General features: G+C 71.1%; 11 protein-coding genes. 5 read left to right on the top strand and 6 right to left on the bottom strand.

Going from position 1 to position 16,546, the window contains the following annotated elements; all coding sequences use genetic code 11:
• Positions 1–3 precede the first annotated feature (3 nt).
• Positions 4–1,278 carry an ABC transporter substrate-binding protein gene (locus ABT053_RS00460; protein WP_350966638.1) on the bottom strand — a complete coding sequence of 425 codons (1,275 nt, stop codon included), beginning with the start codon at positions 1,276–1,278 and terminating at the stop codon, positions 4–6.
• 138 nt (positions 1,279–1,416) lie between these two features.
• On the opposite strand from ABT053_RS00460, the gene ABT053_RS00455 reads away from it, so the two are divergent.
• A complete protein-coding gene (locus tag ABT053_RS00455; RefSeq protein WP_350966637.1) occupies positions 1,417–2,187 on the top strand; it encodes a FadR/GntR family transcriptional regulator in 771 nt (256 codons plus the stop codon).
• Between the two features lie 38 nt (positions 2,188–2,225).
• Here the strand turns inward: ABT053_RS00455 and ABT053_RS00450 are convergent, their stop codons facing one another.
• From ABT053_RS00450 to ABT053_RS00440, 3 genes are all read right to left on the bottom strand, one after another.
• On the bottom strand, positions 2,226–2,672 hold the full coding sequence (locus tag ABT053_RS00450; RefSeq protein ID WP_350966636.1) for a hypothetical protein: 447 nt from the start codon (positions 2,670–2,672) through the stop codon (positions 2,226–2,228).
• A gap of 92 nt (positions 2,673–2,764) precedes the next feature.
• Complete coding sequence (locus ABT053_RS00445; protein ID WP_350966635.1) at positions 2,765–5,149, bottom strand: ricin-type beta-trefoil lectin domain protein; 2,385 nt, start codon at positions 5,147–5,149, stop codon at positions 2,765–2,767.
• 246 nt (positions 5,150–5,395) lie between these two features.
• Positions 5,396–6,760 (bottom strand): lectin, encoded by a 1,365-nt coding sequence (locus tag ABT053_RS00440; protein WP_350966634.1) that lies wholly within the window; start codon positions 6,758–6,760, stop codon positions 5,396–5,398.
• Positions 6,761–7,317: 557 nt separating this feature from the next.
• Between ABT053_RS00440 and ABT053_RS00435 the strand changes: the two genes are divergently transcribed.
• On the top strand, positions 7,318–8,061 hold the full coding sequence (locus tag ABT053_RS00435; RefSeq protein ID WP_350966633.1) for a FadR/GntR family transcriptional regulator: 744 nt from the start codon (positions 7,318–7,320) through the stop codon (positions 8,059–8,061).
• A gap of 870 nt (positions 8,062–8,931) precedes the next feature.
• On the opposite strand, the gene ABT053_RS00430 is transcribed toward ABT053_RS00435, so the two are convergent.
• Complete coding sequence (locus tag ABT053_RS00430; RefSeq protein ID WP_350966632.1) at positions 8,932–10,089, bottom strand: AI-2E family transporter; 1,158 nt, start codon at positions 10,087–10,089, stop codon at positions 8,932–8,934.
• A 707-nt stretch (positions 10,090–10,796) separates the two neighbouring features.
• Between ABT053_RS00430 and ABT053_RS00425 the strand changes: the two genes are divergently transcribed.
• Both ABT053_RS00425 and ABT053_RS00420 read left to right on the top strand, forming a co-directional pair.
• Entirely contained in the window at positions 10,797–12,050 is a 1,254-nt protein-coding gene (locus ABT053_RS00425; protein ID WP_350966631.1) for an ROK family transcriptional regulator, read from the top strand.
• Between the two features lie 430 nt (positions 12,051–12,480).
• Positions 12,481–14,259: a glycoside hydrolase family 99 protein gene (locus tag ABT053_RS00420; RefSeq protein ID WP_350966630.1), complete on the top strand. Its 1,779-nt coding sequence runs from the start codon at positions 12,481–12,483 to the stop codon at positions 14,257–14,259.
• 224 nt (positions 14,260–14,483) lie between these two features.
• Here the strand turns inward: ABT053_RS00420 and ABT053_RS00415 are convergent, their stop codons facing one another.
• On the bottom strand, positions 14,484–15,248 hold the full coding sequence (locus tag ABT053_RS00415; protein ID WP_350966629.1) for a sensor histidine kinase: 765 nt from the start codon (positions 15,246–15,248) through the stop codon (positions 14,484–14,486).
• Between the two features lie 314 nt (positions 15,249–15,562).
• Between ABT053_RS00415 and ABT053_RS00410 the strand changes: the two genes are divergently transcribed.
• On the top strand, positions 15,563–16,537 hold the full coding sequence (locus ABT053_RS00410) for a LysR family transcriptional regulator (protein ID WP_350966628.1): 975 nt from the start codon (positions 15,563–15,565) through the stop codon (positions 16,535–16,537).
• Positions 16,538–16,546: the final 9 nt, after the last annotated feature.

The raw sequence follows: 16,546 nt of genomic DNA, 5'->3' as shown, positions 1-16,546 counted from the left end.
GGATCAGCTCGCCCGATCCGAGGCGGCCAGCTGCTCCACCACCTCGTCGACGGTCGCCGATCCGCTCAGGAGCCGCTGGGACAGCCGTCCCATCAGGTCCAGGGTCTTCGAGGACAACGCGACGTGCAGGGCGGGCTTGCCGCCCTTGAGGTCGGACACGATCGTGCCGACGGCCGCGGGACCCTTCGACACGTCGATCGTGGTGTCGGACGCGATCGCGCCGGCGTCGGAGTAGAAGGAGGTCAGGGCCTCGGTCGTGGTCAGCGACCGCACCATGTCGGCGGCGAGTCCCGGGTCCTTCGCCCGCTTCGCGACCGCGTAGCCGATGCCACCGTCGTACGGGAGGTTCGGGGTGGTTCCGCCGGTGACGACCGGGGCCGGCATGACGCCGAGCTTGTCGGCGCCCAGGAACTCGCCGAAGTCCTTCCAGTGCCCGACGTCCGACATCAGCCCGATGATGTGGGCGGCCCTGCCGGAGTTGAAGATCGTGAAGGCGTCGTTGAACATCGCGGTCGAGTTGGCCCCGTCGTTGTTCAGCTTCGCGTCGCCGGCCTCCTTCCACAGCTTGAAGATCTGCTTCACGCCGGGGGAGTCCCAGGCGCGCCTCCCGGCGATCCAGTCGTCGTACTCCCGCGACGTCAGGATGCCCGAGCCGAGGCCCGACATGAAGAACTGGATGCCGGCGCCCTCCTTGTTGCCGAGCGCGAAGCAGCCGGCCCCGGTCCTCCGCTTGATGGTGGCGCAGTCGCCGACGAGCTCGTCCCAGGTCGTGGCGGGGCTCGCCGGGTCGAGTCCCGCCTTCTCGTACAGCGTCCTGTTGTAGTAGATCGGATGGCCCTGCAACGTCACCGGCGAGGCGTAGATCCTGCCGTCCTTGGTGAACGCGTCCCAGCCCGCCAGGCGCCGCTTGTCCTCGGCCACGTACCGGTCGAGCGGGAGGAGCTCGTCCACGCGGTCGCGGATCTGGCCGCCCCCGTTGAAGAGCATGACGTCCGGTCCCGTGCCGGCCTGGATGGCCGCGCCCAGCAGGGTGTAGTACTGGTCGAACGGCTGGGCCACGAACTCGACCGTGACGCCGGGGTGCTTCTTGGCGAAGTCGTCCTTCGCCTTCTGGACGTAGGAGGCCGCGGCCGCGTCGCCGGACTTCCAGTCCCAGACCACGAGCTTCGTGACCTTGGCGGAGTCGCCCGGCGACGACGTGGGCCGGGTGGCGCTTCCGCAGCCGGCCAAGGCCAGTCCCGCGACCAGGGCGGCGGACCACAGTGTTCGCTGCTTCATTGCTGTTCGCTTTCCGGAGGACGGCCGGCTCGCCCGGCCGCTATTTGAGGCGAAACGTAATTCGTATGACGTGTGACGTCAATGCGCGTGACATATACTGACGTCGAAATGTGGCGCCGCCCGCGGCCCGGAGGAGATATGACGACATCGCAGGAGTCGCCGCCGAGCGCCGCGTCCCCACCGGCATGGGCGCGGCGACCGGCCAACCTCGCCAGGGCGGTGACGGCGGAGCTGGTGGAGCGCATCGTCCGGGGAGTGCACCCCCCGGGCACGCCGTTGCCCGCCGAGCCCGCGCTGTGCGACACCTTCTCGGTGAGCCGGACCGTCGTCCGCGAGGCGGTGAAGATCCTTCAGGAGAAGGGGCTGGTGCAGGTCCGCCAGGGCAGCGGCACCGTCGTCACCCCGCCGACGAGGTGGGACATGCTCGACGAGCTCGTCCTCGCGGCGACCATCGCCGAGGACGAGAGCCTGGCGATCCTCGACGACCTCGTCGTCACCCGGCGCGTGCTGGAGTCCGACATGGCGAACCTCGCCGCCCGCCTCGCGGACCAGGACACCGTCGACCGGCTGCGCGCGCTGGTGGACCGGATGGACGAGCTCGTGGACGACCACGTCACGTACGCCGAGCACGACCGCGCCTTCCACGACACGATCATGCAGGCGTCCGGGAACCGCATCGCCCGGGGCGTGGTACGGGCCCTGGAGAGCCAGGTCGTCAACACCGCCCGCTACATGGGCCGGCCCCAGCGGGCCCTGTGCGTGGCGTCCAACCTCGGGCATCGCCGCATCTACGAGCGCATCGCCGCCCACGACCCCGCCGGCGCCGCCGAGGCGACGTTCGATCACATCACCGACGCCTGGCTCGTCCGTCGTGGCGGGCCGGGCGCCCCCGTGCGCCTGGAGCGCTGAGCGCCTGTCCCGCCCGGCCGGGACGCGGCGTCCCGCGGCTACGGACACGTGTTCCCCCGCTTCCCCCGCGCGGAGTCGCCGGGGAGGTTCGTAGGTTCGGCCGGGGGAGCCGGGCGGGACAGGCCCAGGGTGGTGATGCGCCGCACCAGGGCCTCGCGCCGCACCCGGACCCGCCGGCCGCCGTCGTGGCCGGCCAGGGTGGCGGCGCGGACCTCGGCGATGACGTGGGAGTGCGGGACGTTGAGCACCGCGGCGGCCGTGGCGACGCTCACCAGGGGCTCGTCGGGCAGCATCGCCAGCCGCTCGGAGATCATGCGTTCGCGGAACTCGGCGGCGAACCACACGGTGGCGTCACCGACGCCGAGATGGAGGACGAGGCCTTCGCGCTCCAGATGCCGTAGGAGGTCGTCGATGTCGCCCGGCGTGCCCATGGGGTGCTTTTCCCTCGTGTCGGTGGTGTCGGCGGGATGGGGGACGTTCGGCACCGCGTTCCGGCGGTGTCCCTCGGCGGCGTCCCCCGGTGGCGTCCCCCGGCGGTGTCCCCCGGCGGTGTCCCCCGGTGGCGTCCCCCGGCGGCTCAGCCGCGCAGGCTCCAGCGCTGGTTGGCGCCGCCGTTGCAGGCCCAGAGGTTGAGCCTGGTGCCGTTGGCGGTGGCGTTGCCGGGCGCGTCCAGGCACAGTCCCGACTGCGCCCCCGTGACGGTGCCGTCGGCGTTGACGTTCCACCGCTGGTTCGCCTGCCCGTTGCAGTCCCAGATCACCACCTGGGTGCCGTTGGCGGTCCCCTGGCCGTAGGCGTCCAGGCACTTGTTGCCGTACACCTGTAGCTGCCTGCCCGAGGTGTGGGTCCAGCGCTGGTTGGCGCCGGTGCCGCAGTCCCAGAGCTGCGCCTGGGCCCCGTTGGCGGTGCTGCCGCCGGTGACGTCGAGGCAGCGGTTCGACTGGGCCCCGACGACCTGCACCCCCTGCTGGGGGCTGCCGCCCCGGGGCCCGGCGGCCGCCATCACGGCCTGGGCGCCCGAGGGCCAGTTGCCGTTGGTGACCGTGACGTTGCCGTTGACGACGTTGCCGCGGTCGCCGTTGGTCACGTTGGTGTTGCCGTTGGTCGACCAGTTGCCGGTGACGGTGAAGTTCCCCATGTTCTCGGCGAACCAGTAGTTGGCGGTGGCCCAGGTGCCGGTGGAGGAGAAGACGTTGTTGCGGGCGGTGTAGTAGCGGGAGCCCTCGTCGAAGTAGACGCCGAAGTAGCCGTTGGTCCGCAGGCAGTGGTTGTCGGCGATCAGCCCGCCCGGGTTCGCCGACAGCGTGTAGATGCAGCCGCCGTCGTTCATCTGCTGCATGACGTCGTGCACGTAGTTGCCGGAGAGCCGGTTGTTGGACGCGGTGGTGGCCGTGGTGTAGCGCGGCTGGTAGTTGTACAGGCCGCGGCCGGCGTAGTGCTCACTGCCGCCCGCGTCGTTGGCGCCCCAGCCGTACCCGATCGACATGCCCGTGTACGGCATGTTGTAGACCTCGTTGTTGGAGATGGTGGCGGTGCTGACGTAGGTGGTCAGGACCGAGACGATGCCTCGGTACTCCACGCCGAGGTCGTGCAGGCGGTTGTCGCTGATGGTGACGTTCCGGTTGACCATCCGCTGGTCGCCGGGGTGGTGCGCGTCGGCGCGCACGCCGCCCACCACGATGCCGCCGGCCGAGTTGCGGGCGATCTCGGAGCGGGTGACGGTGATGTTGCTCGCGCCCAGGCCTACGCCGCTGGTGTGACCGTTGGCGTCGTTGCCGATGCCCACGGCCGTCTGGCCCAGGTTGACGAACCGCGAGTCGCTGAAGGCGATGTCGCTGGCGGCGGACACCTGCACGGCGGCGGGCATCTGGTACCAGTTCGGCCGGGCGGCCTCGAACTGCGGGCAGCCGTTGTGGCAGGAGGCGAAGGCGGGCCAGTTCCAGTTGCCGGCGATGTAGGAGCCGGTCTGCTGGTCCACGTACCCCTGGTTGCCGCTGGGCCCCAGCCAGGTCGTGCCGGTGAACGTGATCCCGCCGAACGCGATGTGGTGCGCGGGCGCGTCGTAGGTGCCCCCGACGTTGACCAGCGACTGCAGCACCGGCAGTTCCACGCTGACGGTGCTCATGTTCTGACCGGAGAGCGGGATGTAGGAGAGCGCGCCGGTTCCGGGGTCGATGTGCCACTCGCCCGGTGAGTCGAGGAACTCGTACGCGTTGGCCAGGTAGAGCGGGCCCGCCCGGTGCGGGCTGGTGAAGGTGTCGTACCCGAAGTTGTTGTTGCTCCAGCCGGGCTGCTGCATCGTGATGAAGTTCCCGGTGATGTTCTGCACCGACACGTACCGGTCCGTGAACGAGCCGACGCTCTCCATCTGGACGCGGCTCTTGTTGGCGAGGTTGTTCAGATAGCCCAGGGCCCCGCCGGTGAAGGACAGGCCGCTGCTGTTCGCGGTGAAGTCCGCCCGGTTCACCTGGGTGCGGGCGCGGGTGGCGACGGCGCCGTCGACGTACAGCTGCCGGGTGTCGGTCCCGGCGCCGACGTTGGCCCGCCAGATGTTCTTCCCGGAGTCGGCGAGCGACCAGCCGGTGACCGCCCTGGCGCCGCTGATCACGGGACGGGCGCCCGCGGCGGCCTGCCATTTGACGGTGTGGCCGTTGGTGCCCGAGTCGGCGGCGGTCAGCCGGAGCGGCGCGGAGAGCCGGTACACCCCGTCGGCCAGCTCCACGACGATGTCGCCGGACATCGCGCCGGTGAGCGCCCGCACCGCGGTCTGCGCGGCGGGCAACGAGCACGGCTGGGCCGTGGAGCAGCTGCCGCCGGTGCCGGAGGGGGAGGCGTACAGGGTCGTGGTGGCCGCCGAGGCGGGGGAGAGCGGTGCCACCAGGACGGCCGCGGCGGTCAGCCCGATCGCGGCGGCTCCGGCCAGCACCAGCCTCCGCGTCGGAGGGCGGGAGAATTCGAACACGGGACTTCCTTACGTGGGGGGTGGGGAACGGTCGGCGGGACATCCCGCCGGAGCCGGTCCGGGGGGCGACTCCGGTGCTCGCGGCACCGTCACGACCCGGGGCACTCCCGGTGCGCGGCCGTCCGCGCGGCCGTCGCGCACCGGGACGGGCACGCGGGAGTGGCCCCGCCGTGAGAGGACCCCGGCCGGGACGTCGCTTCCCCGGCGAGGGATCCCGGAGGTGCCTTGAGGCCTCCAGGAAGGGGGTCAGGTGCGGGTCCAGCGCTGGTTGGCGGCGCCGTTGCAGGTCCAGATGGCGAGTTTGACGCCGTTGGCGGTGGCGTTGCCGGGTACGTCCAGGCACTTGCTCGCGCCGACGGCGGTGATGGTGCCGTCGGTGTTGAGGCGCCATTTCTGGTTGTTCTGGCCGTTGCAGTCCCAGATCTGGACGAGGGCCCCGTTGGCGGTGCCCTGGTTGGCCACGTCCAGGCACTTGTTGCCGTAGACCCGCAGCTCACCGGCGCCGGTCGTCGTCCATCGCTGGTTCGCCTGGCCGTTGCAGTCCCAGATCTGGACCTGGGCGCCGTTGGCCTGCGAGACGCCGCTCACGTCGAGACACCGGCCCGAGCCCGCCCCCCGGATCGCTCCCGTGCCCGGCGTCGGGGTCACCGTCGGCGTGGGCGTGGGCGTGGGGTCGGGCGGCCGGGTCGTCCCGAACTGCGAGAAGAACCTCCACACCTCCCCCTTGGTCCAGGTCGTGATGCCGCTCTCGGTGTAGGTCCCGTCCACCGGGCCGGGCATGTGACCGTTGTCGAAGGCGGCCCACACGACCGGGTACCCCGCCCGGCACCCCGAGTAGGCGGTGGTCGTGTGCGTCCTGCTGCCCGGCCCCGGCTCGGGCGGGTTCTGGGCGGTGCAGCCGTTGTTCCTGACGAACCTGTCACGCAGCGACCGTCCCTGGGAGATGTCGAGCACCGAGTCACCGATGCCGTGCAGTCCCATGTACGCGATGGGCTGGGTGCCGTCGCCGCACCCGCTGAGCTGCGCGCCGGCGTAGACCGCGACCGCGCGGAAGACCGTCGCCCTGCTGCACGCGAGCGAGTAACTCATCCCGCCGCCGTAGCTGAAGCCCAGGGCGAAGCGCTGCGAGGTGTCGACGCACAGGTCGGCCTCGATCCGCCCGATCAGGTCGTCGACGAGGGTCACGTCCTCGTTGCCGGAGTTGGCCCAGCCGTTGCCGATGCCCTGGGGAGCGACGAAGATCGCGCCGTTGTTCGACATCTGCCGCAGGCCGTAGAAGGACCAGGGGTACCCGCTGGTGCCGCCCGAGTCGACGTCGGCGGCGGTGCCGCCCCGCCAGTGGAACCCGAAGATCAACCGGTAGGGCGTGGTGTTGTTGTAGTTGTCGGGGGTTCGCAGGATGAAGGAGCGGCTCTTGCCGCCGCTCTGGATCGTGTGCGTGCCGCTCGCCAGCGTCGGGGTCCTGCCGCACCCGGCGGTCGGCGCGAGGGCGCCGGCCCCCGCGGACGACGTGCTCCCGCCGGCACCGTCGCCCAGCGCCGCGTGACCCGTGGCCAGGACGAGAAGTGCCGCGACCGCGATCGCTCCGAAGAAGGATCCGCGCTTCGGCATCACACGACTTCCCCTGCGGTCCGGGTGTCGGCAGGTCTGGATGAGGAAACCACGTGGTTCTCCTTCATTGGGGGGTAGGAGCCTCGGCCGGCCGTGCGGCGGCTCGACGCCGTTTCGCTGGATCCCGCGCTGAACGCCCTGTCTGACCGGTTCTCACCGGTGCCGCCGAACAACCGGGTCCTGGTCCAAGGCGGTCGGGCCACGATGCGCGACCGCCGTGGAGTGCCCCACTCCGGACGCGGTCGAGCCGATGGGGAACCTCCGAAAGGAGGCGTCCCGGAGACTTAGCTACTAATTACGTTCCTCGCACTGAGGCGCGTCAAGACCTTAAGCCCACTTATTTCTGACTCCTCACAAGGAGGCCTTTGTCAGAGTGGGAACTCTTCCGAGAATAATCGCAGGTAGTCGGCTTGCCTTTTCCTGTTGTCGGTTCAAGGGGGCCGGTGATGTGCCGGATGTATAGCACTCAATGCCGCAAGAGCCGGCGAAGATGGTGCTGTTCCGGACCCCGGTTGGTCGTACCCTTGTGGAGGTGGTGGCAGGGAGGGAGCGGCAGCGTGGTCGATACCCCGCGTGCGGAAGGCGCGTACCGGCCGGGCTACGAGGTCGCCGCGGAGCAGGTGCTGGAGTTGATCAGCCGGTTGCGCCTCAGGCCCGGCGACCGCATGCCCACCGAGAACGAGCTGGCCCGGCAACTGGGCACGAGCCGGACCGTCGTGCGCGAGGCGGTGAAGATCCTCTCGGCGCTCGGCCGGGTGCGCGCCCAGAAGGGGCGCGGTCTCTACGTGGCCGACGACGAGGGCATGCTCGGCACCGGACGCTGGGCGTCCTTCTTCCTGCCCACCGACCTGGACCACATCTACATGCTCTTCGAGTTCCGCCGGGCCCAGGAGATGGAGACCAGCCGGCTGGCCGCCCGCCGCGCCACCCCGGCGGAGCTGGGAGACATCGAGAAGTCGGCCGGGGTGTGCCGCTACGGGTTCGACAACGGACGCGAGGACCTGTTCAACGAGGGTGACGACGCCTTCCACACCGCCATCGCGACAGCCTCGCACAACATGTTCCTCCAGGTGGCGGTGCGAGAGGCCCGCCGGCTGCAGGCCCAGTCCAACCTCATCGGGCTGCGCGGCTCGGTCGGCGGTCACGCGGCCAAGGCCGTCGAGGAACACGACGCCATCTACCAGGCCATCCGCGCCGGCGACCCGGAAGCGGCGGCCCAGGCCGCGGCGACGCACATCGACAACACGCTGGACGACTACCGCAGGGAGATCCAGCAGCGCATCTTCTCGTCGACGGACTGACTCCTGGTGAGCGGGCCACGCGGGTGACGCGGGTGGCGCCGCGGGTGAAAGTTTCACCGCGCCGCGCTCCCGGGGAGGGGCGGGAGCGCCCTGACGGAGCAGACGAGACCCGGTCGCCGGGCGGACGCCCGGGATGGGCGACCCACCCGGTTCTTGACAGGCCTTCCTCGCTTCGTGTCTACTCTGCCGAACCACCCCCACGACCAAGCCCGCCGGGCAGAGGACGGGTCCCGACCATTATGTGAGCGTTAACAATCATTATGTGAGTTTTAACAAAACCACCCGGCCGAGCGTCTCGCCCCGGACGCCCGGCCCAGTCCAGCTGACGCGGGAATGCGAGCATTGCCGCCACCCGAGGCGAGGCGCCTTTCGTGAATTTTTTCATCACACCGGCCTGTCCGGCCTGATGCGGCATTCACGAAACAGCAGATGGGCCGGGCTCGCCTCTTGCCTCTTTCGGGCTCACCATGTTTCGTACTCTTGACAGCTCTTCTCCGCCTGGTGTTTGCTCCGCTCCACCACCACAACCGTTCGACGGAGAAGAGACCACGACCGACAGGCGGAATGTTAACGCTCACATATCCCTGTTCCGAAAAACGCGTGCTCGGCGACCGCGAATCCCCGGCAGACACCACATCCGCGGGGTGCCCCTTTGTGGTCGCCGACTCCTTGACAGGGGCTTTCCCGTACGGCGGAAGCCCGGACCGGCCTGATACGTCGGGCCTCGCGGCTCTCAGGCGACCCGCGGACACCCGCGACGGTGAGCGGGATCGGTGAGAAGGTCTCCCGGCGTGAAGGCGCTGGACGGTCTGGACCTCCGGCCGCCGCCCGGCGAGGTGTGCGCGCTCGCGCCGTCGTCCGGCCCGTGCCTCAGCCGGGTTTCCTCGCGGGGACGGTCGCACCGGTGTCCGGCTCGCCGGGTTCCGGTGCGGCAGGCTCCGGTACGGCGGGCTCCGGCTCCCGAGGCGGGTCGCTGAGCTGTTCGCGGAGATAGTTCCAGAACACGGCGATCAGGGCGGCGACCGGCACGGCGAGCAGGCTGCCCACGATGCCCGCCAGGCTGCCGCCCAGCGTCACCGCGAGCAGGACCACCGCCGCGTGCAGGCCGAGGCCCCGGCTCTGCACCATGGGCTGGAACACGTTTCCCTCGAGCTGCTGCACGGCGACGATGATGGCGAGCACGATCAGCGCGTCCGTCAGGCCGTTGGACACCAGCGCGATGAGGACCGCGACGAAGCCGGCGAACAGGGCGCCGATGATGGGGACGAACGCCGCGACGAAGGTCAGGACCGCCAGGGGGAGCACCAGCGGCACGCCCACGATCCACAGGCCGAGACCGATGAAGACGGCGTCGAGCAGGCCCACGAACGCCTGGGAGCGCACGAACGAGCCGAGGGTGTCCCAGCTGTGCGAGGCCAGGGCCGGCACGTCCGTGGCGAGGCGGCCGGGCAGCTGACGGGTCAGCCAGGGCAGGAACCGCGGGCCGTCCTTGAGGAAAAAGAACATCAGGAAGAGCGCCAGGACGGTGGTGACCAGGCCGTTGACCACGGTGCCCACCCCGGTCACGGCGGCGGTGACGATGCTGCCGACGCTGGACTGGATACGGGCGGCCGCGGTGTCGAGCGCGGTGCTGAGCTGGTCGGCGCCGATGTTCAGGGGCGGCCCGGCGGCCCAGTCGCGCAGTTGCTTGATGCCGTTGCCCACGCCGGTGGCCAGCTCGCCCGACTGGGACGCCACCGGGACGGCGATCAGCACCAGGATGCCGGCGGCGACCAGGAGGAAGAGCACGGTCACGGCCGAGGCGGCCAGGGTGGGATGCCAGCCGTGCCGGCGCAGGAAGCGGGTCACCGGCCAGGTCAGCGTGGTGAGGAGCAGGGCGATCACGAGCGGCCAGATGACGGACCACATCTGGCCCAGGATCCACAGAACCACCGCGATCATCAGCACGACGAGCAGCATCTCCAGGGAGATGCGCGCCGACGTGCGCAGCGCGGTGCGGGTCTTCGAAGCGTTCAGCGTGGCGGGCACGGGATCACTCTAGACATAGTCGAGAACAGGCCCGCATCGGACCGGGAACCGGGACGGAGCTGTGACGGAACCGGGCCGGCGAGGGTGAGGGCCGTCGCGCCCGGCGGTCACCGAATCCCCGCCCGTCCGCCCGCCGCCCACTACTTGTCCGCCTACCGCCCATCGCTCGTCGTCCGTCCCCCACCGCCCGTCCCCCCACCGCCCGTCCGCCCATTCCCACCGCCCGGCGCCCGGGACCGTTCCGTTCCGGACGGGGGTGGCCACAGGCGGAAGCGGCGCTTTTCGTCGGCGCGGGGAGGGTGTTGGATGAGGGCATGCGTGAAGCGGACGGAGAATGCGAGCCGGCGCGGACGGCGGCGGATCCGGAGAGCCCGTCCCCCTCGCGGTCCCCCTCGCCGTGGAGCGCGCCGTCACTCCCGTCCCCCGCCCGCGACGCGGGGTGGCGCCCCGCCCGTGACGCGCCGGGCGGGACACCGGCTCCCGGTGCGAACGTTCCTGGCGTGAACGGTCCCAACGCGAACATTCCAAGTGCGAACGGGCCCGGTGTGAACGTTCCCAACGCGAACGGGCCCAGTGTGAACGTTCCCAATGCGAACGGGCCCGGTACGAACGGTTCCGGGGCGCGGCAGGCATTCGGAGGCGGCGCAGAGCTCGGAGGCGGCCCCGAGCGTCGCTCGCGCGCCGGGCGCCCGTCCCAGGGCGGGCCGATGCCGGGCAGGCGTGAGGGCGGGACGCGCCCGGCGCTCCGTGCCTTCAACCAGCTCGCCCTCGGCTCCTACAACGAGAAGCTGGTGATCGAGAGCATCCGGCAGGCCGTGTCCACGAGCAGGGTGGAGATCGCCGAGCGCACCGGTCTCACGCCGCAGGCGGTGTCGCGGATCACCCGTAACTTGCTGACCTCGGGCCTGCTGACCGAGGACGCCCGCCAGCCCGCGGGCGCCGGTAAGCCGCGGGTGCCGCTACGGCTGCGTCCCGACGCCGGTTCGGCCATCGGCGTCCACCTCGACCCGAAGATGATCACCGTGGTCGCCGTCGACCTGTGCGGCGACCTGCTCGACCAGCGGCACCTGCCCCTGCCCGAACAGCCCGACCCGCAGTGGTGCCTGGCGCAGATGACCCGCCTGGCGCTGGAGTCGGCCGAGGCCGCCCACCCCGCCTCCGCGGCCCTGCTGGGCGTGGGGGTCGCCGTGCCGGGACCGCTCGACACTCGCGCCGGGCTGCTGCTCGACCCCCCGCTGTTCCGGGACTGGAAGCACGTGGCGCTCAAGGCCGAGCTCGCCGCCCGGCTGGACGTCACCGTCATCGTGGAGAAGGACTCCACCGCGGCGGCGATCGGCGAGCGCTGGCTGGGCGCGGCCGATCGCGCCGACGACTTCGTCTACCTCTACCTGGGCGCCGGCGTCGGCAGCGGAGCCTTCCTCAACGGCGACGTCTACCGGGGACGTACGGGCAACGCGGGCGAGGTCGGCCAGCTGTGCGCGATCGCGACCGGCTGGCTCACCCCGGAGGGCGGCCCGACACTCGTCCCCGAGTGCGCCCCGACGTCGACGGTGGTGGACCGTGCCAGGTCGGCGGGCATGGTGGTCCCGCCGGACGACGCCGCCTACGAGTGGGTCTGCGCGGCCGCGGGGCACGGTGACCCGCGGGCGGTCGCGGTGATCGAGGAGGTGGCCCGGGTGATCGGCCTGGGCGCCGCCGGGCTCATCGACCTGCTGGACGTCGAGCTGCTCATCATCGGCGGACCCGCCGTCCTGCCCTCGGTGGCCGACATCTACCACCGGCAGATCGCCGCCGCCGTCAACAACTTCCCGATGGCCAGGCACCTGCGCGAGGTGGAGGTCGCCCAGTCGCACCTCAACCGGGCCGCGGCTGCGGTGGGGGCCGCGTCCAGCGTGTTCCACGAGGTGTTCACGCCCAGCCTGGGCTCGCGGACGCGAACGGCGCACCCGGACGCCGTGTAACCCCCTCGCCCCGGACGCCGTGTAACCCCGCGCCCCGCTCGCCACGCGGTCGCACAGCCTCGTGACCGTACAGCCGTGCGACCACATCGGCCATGCGGCCACATCCGCCGTGCGACCGTACCGCCGTGCGGCCACATCCGCCATGCGGACCGCACCCGCCGTACGACCTGCTCGCCATGTGACCGTACCTGCGGAGTGACCTGCTCGCCGTGCGACCGTACCCGCCACGTGACCGTAATCGCCGGGTGACCTGCTCGTTGTGTGGCCGTAATCGCCGGGTGGCCCACCCCGTCGGGGGCGTGGGGACTTTACAGAGAAGGTGACGGGATTCCGTACGGATTGACATAGTCAATCCAATGGATTTACATATCCGTAACCTCCGTCACCCCCCACCGAAGGCTAATCAGTGAATAACCGCCACAAACCCCTCGTGAGAGCGGCCCTGGCCGTCTCCCTCCTCGCGACCGCCCTGAGCTGGTCGGCCGTGACCCCGGCACTCGGCGCGCAGGCCGCCGCGCCCCCCACCGTGAAGAACAAGGTCTACGCGGGTTACCAGGGCTGGTTCAACGCCCAGGGCGACGGCTCACCGCTCAACAACTGGCGGCACTGGTCCCGCGGCACACAGCCGTCACCGGGCAACCAGACCTTCGAGCTCTACCCGGACATGAGCAAGTACCCCGCCTCGGCCAGATACCAGACCGGGTACGCCGCGCTCGGCAACGGCCAGCCCGCGACGCTCTTCTCGTCGTACCCGACGGCCGTGATCGACCAGCACTTCCAGTGGATGAGCCAGCACGGCATCGACGGCGCCGCGATCCAGCGCTTCGGCAGCGACGTCTCCACCCCCGGCTCGGCCAACGCCCAGGTCCGCAACACGATCACCTCCAGGGCCAGGGACGCCGCCGAGAAGCACGGCCGCGGGTTCTACGTCGAGTACGACGTCAGCGGCCTGACCGACGCCAACGTGGAGCAGGTCCTCACCCGGGACTGGACCGACGTGATCGTCAATCAGCTCCACCTCACCGACTCTCCGGCCTACGCCAGGGAGAACGGCAAGCCCGTGGTCGAGATCTGGGGCTTCGGCTTCGAGGACCGGCCGGGCACGGCCGCCCAGGCCGAGCGCATCGTGCGCTGGTTCAAGGACCGCGGCCTGTACGTCATCGGCGGCGTGCCGCGCGAGTGGCGCACGGGCGCCGGAAAGCCCGGGTTCGCCCCGGTGTACCGGGCGTTCGACATGATCTCGCCGTGGATGGTGGGATACGTCGGCGACACGAGCGGCCTGCTCAACGGCGACCGCGACGCGCTGAACGCGACCGGGCAGGCGTACCAGCCGGTCATCTACCCGGGCTTCGCCTGGTCCAACTGGAACGGCGGCGCGCGCAACATGATCCCGCGCCGGTCCGGCGACTTCATGTGGGAGCAGGCCGCCAGCGTGCGCCGGGCGGGGGTGCCGCAGGCGTTCATCGCGATGTTCGACGAGTACGACGAGGGCACGGCCCTCGCGCCGGGCGCCGAGGACTCCTCGCAGGTGCCGACCAACCAGTACTTCCTGACCACCAGCGCCGACGGCAAGTACGTGTCGTCGGACTTCTACCTGCGCCTGGCGGGCAGGGCGACCCGCATGATCACCGGTCTCGACCCGCTGGTGACGACGGTGCCCATCCCGCTCAGCGCCGGTCCGGTGTTCTTCCGCACCAGCGTGGAGCAGGGGACCGACGCCCAGCCGACGTGGAACAACACGCCGGGCGGCGGCGGCACCACCAACGTCACCGGCCAGTCGCTCGCGGTCGCGACCAACGAGGACAACCAGATCGGCGCGTCCGCCCTGCGCATCCGGGGCACCGCCTCCTCCACCGCCGCCTCGCACGCCTACTTCCAGGTGTTCGACGTCAACATCCCGGTGACCGCCGCGACCAAGCTGCAGTACTCCTTCCTGCCGAAGGACGCGGGCGGCCGCAACGTCTCGGTGGACTTCGTGATGACGGACGGCACCACGCTCCGTGACAGCGCCGCCGTCACGACCACCGGCGCCGACATGCACCCGGGCACCGCCAAGGGCACGGTCGGCTCGTGGACGCGGATCCAGAGCGACTTCGGCTCCGCGCTGAACGGCAAGACCATCGACAAGGTCCTCGTCGGCTACGACCGCAGCGGCACGGCCGGCGCCTTCACCGCCTACATCGACGACCTCACCATCACCAACTCCTGATCTCCACCCCGGCCGGGGTACGGCGCCCGTCGCGGTGCCGTACCCCGGCCGGATCCATGCCGGGGGGCCGTAGGAGCGTGTTACCGGCCGATCCGCCCGGACCGTCTCACCGGTTCACCGTCATCGGTGCCGTGCTCTCGCGAGAGGCTCTTCCCGCGCCTTCCGTCCGGCGGGCGGCCTTCCTTTCGGGGCGCGGGAGGAAGGGTGAGTGCTTGCGAGAACGGTCACGGGCGACCGGCGGCGTGCCGGGCGACGGGGAGGCGAAGCACGAGGCACGCTCCGTCGTCACTGCTTTCGGCGCTTTCGGTGCTTTCAGCGTTCTCAGGGTTCTCGGCGTTCCCGGTGTCGTGGGTGTCCTCGACGCCCAGGGTGCCGCCGTGGGCGTGGGCGATGTCGCGGGCGATGGCCAGGCCGAGACCCGCGCCGCCGCGAAGGCGGCAGCGGGCGCTGTCGAGCCGGAAGAAGCGCTCGAAGACGCGTTCGCGGTCGGGGGCGGGGATGCCGGGCCCGTCGTCGGTGACGACGAGCTCGGCCGTGTCCCCGCGCCGGATCACCTGGACCCGCACAGAACGCCGCGCGTGCCGCCGGGCGTTGTCGAGCAGGTTGGCCACCAGCCTGTCGAGGAGCGTGGGCACCGCGTCGACGACGACCGAGGTCTCGGCCCGCAGCCGGACGTCCGGGCTCCCGGTCATCTCGGCCACGTGGGCACGGGCCACGGCGGAAAGGTCGACCGGCTGCCGTGCGCAGGTGCCCTCCGCGACCCGCGTGAGCAGCAGGAGGTCGGCGGTGATCGCTTCGAGCCGCTCGACGCCGCGGAGCGCCGCGTCGAGCAGCCGGGGGAGGTCGGTCTGGCCGGGATGCAACCGGGCCTCCTCCAGCTCGGCCCTGAGACCGGCGAGGGGCGTGCGGAGTTCGTGGGCGGCGGCGGAGGCGAACCGGCGCTGGACAAGATCCCTTTCGATGGACAGGGCCGCCTGGGATGCGTTCATGTTCACTCTTTCGGAAGGTTTCGGCCGTGGGCGTCACCGGCGCGCTCGAACGAGGCGTGATCCGGACGCCTCGGGGGCTCGCGGAAGCCGGATCGCCGTACGCCGTACGTCACCGGCCTCGGCCCGATCGAGTGCCGGTCCGGCCGGCGGCGTACCGGCCCGCTGACAGCGCGATCGGTACGCTGATCAGGCACGTTGGCAGCGTGGCTTCCCTGTAGTGCAGAACCCATCGTGGGTCCACTTGGTTCCGTCCCGCTATGACCGGCTTGCTACCTGCTGGTAGGTAAAACCTCCTACAGGACTAGAATGTGCGGGTGGAGCTACGCCAGCTGCGCTACTTCGTCGCGGTGGCCGAGGAGTTGCACTTCGGCCGGGCCGCCGCCAGGCTGCGCATCGCCGGCCCGTCGCTCTCCCAGCAGATCAAGGGGCTGGAGCGGGACCTGGGCGTACGCCTGTTCGACCGCGACCGCCGCTCGGTCGCGATGACCCCCGCCGGGCGGGCACTGCTCGCCCAGGCCCGGACGGTGCTCGAACAGGCCGACGAGCTGCGCCGTTCCGCGGCCGGTCTGGCCGCCACCGAGCCGGTCCAGCTCGGCCACGTCGGCTGGCTGCCGCCCGGCCTGGCCGCCCGCGTGTCCGGTGTCGCGCAGCTGCACGTCGACGCGTGGGTCATGCCGTCGCACATCCAGGCGGGGCGGGTCGCCGACGGCAGCATCGACCTGGCCATCTGCTGGGCGCAGACCGACGGCCTGGCCGGCCGGGGCCTCGAGGCCCGGCCGATCGGCGTGGAGCGGCTCTTCGCGATCTCCGCCGGCGCCGGGACGTCCGCCGTCCAGGCCAGGAACACCGTGGTGCTGATGGACACCGACACCGCCACCTGGAACTCGTGGAACCGCTACGCCGAGGCGTTCGCCCGCGACATCGGCGCCCGCGTCGTGCGCGTCGACGACGGCGGCATCACCGGCCCGCCCTTCTTCGACCACGTACGACGGCTCCGCCGCCCCGTCCTCAACTCGGCGAAGGGCCAGGACGTGCCCGTGCCGCCCGACCTCCGGCGGCGCGCGGTGGTCGACCCGGCTCCGTACTGGACCTGGGCCCTCGTCTTCCGGCGCGACGAGACCCGCGAGGCCGTGCGGGCCACCGTCGAGACGCTCACCCGTGACGTCGGCGGTCTCAGCCTCTGCCTGGACGATGACACGGCGTGGCTGCCGCCAGGTGACCCGTTCCGTCCCGCCGGGCCGGGCGGGCCGGCCGGACCCGGGCGTCCGGACGCGGCGGCGACGGAGTGACCGCGTCGT

The organism is Streptosporangium sp. NPDC002524, from assembly GCF_040295985.1.
GTDB lineage: Bacteria > Actinomycetota > Actinomycetes > Streptosporangiales > Streptosporangiaceae > Streptosporangium.
This window is presented reverse-complemented; position numbering and strand designations above follow the sequence as displayed.

Coding starts and splice junctions, on each gene's coding strand:
- ABT053_RS00460 (WP_350966638.1), bottom strand. CDS start 1,278: ATGAAGCAGCGAACACTGTGGTCCGCCGCCCTGGTCGCGGGACTGGCC.
- ABT053_RS00455 (WP_350966637.1), top strand. CDS start 1,417: ATGACGACATCGCAGGAGTCGCCGCCGAGCGCCGCGTCCCCACCGGCA.
- ABT053_RS00440 (WP_350966634.1), bottom strand. CDS start 6,760: ATGCCGAAGCGCGGATCCTTCTTCGGAGCGATCGCGGTCGCGGCACTT.
- ABT053_RS00425 (WP_350966631.1), top strand. CDS start 10,797: ATGCCGGGCAGGCGTGAGGGCGGGACGCGCCCGGCGCTCCGTGCCTTC.
- ABT053_RS00415 (WP_350966629.1), bottom strand. CDS start 15,248: ATGAACGCATCCCAGGCGGCCCTGTCCATCGAAAGGGATCTTGTCCAG.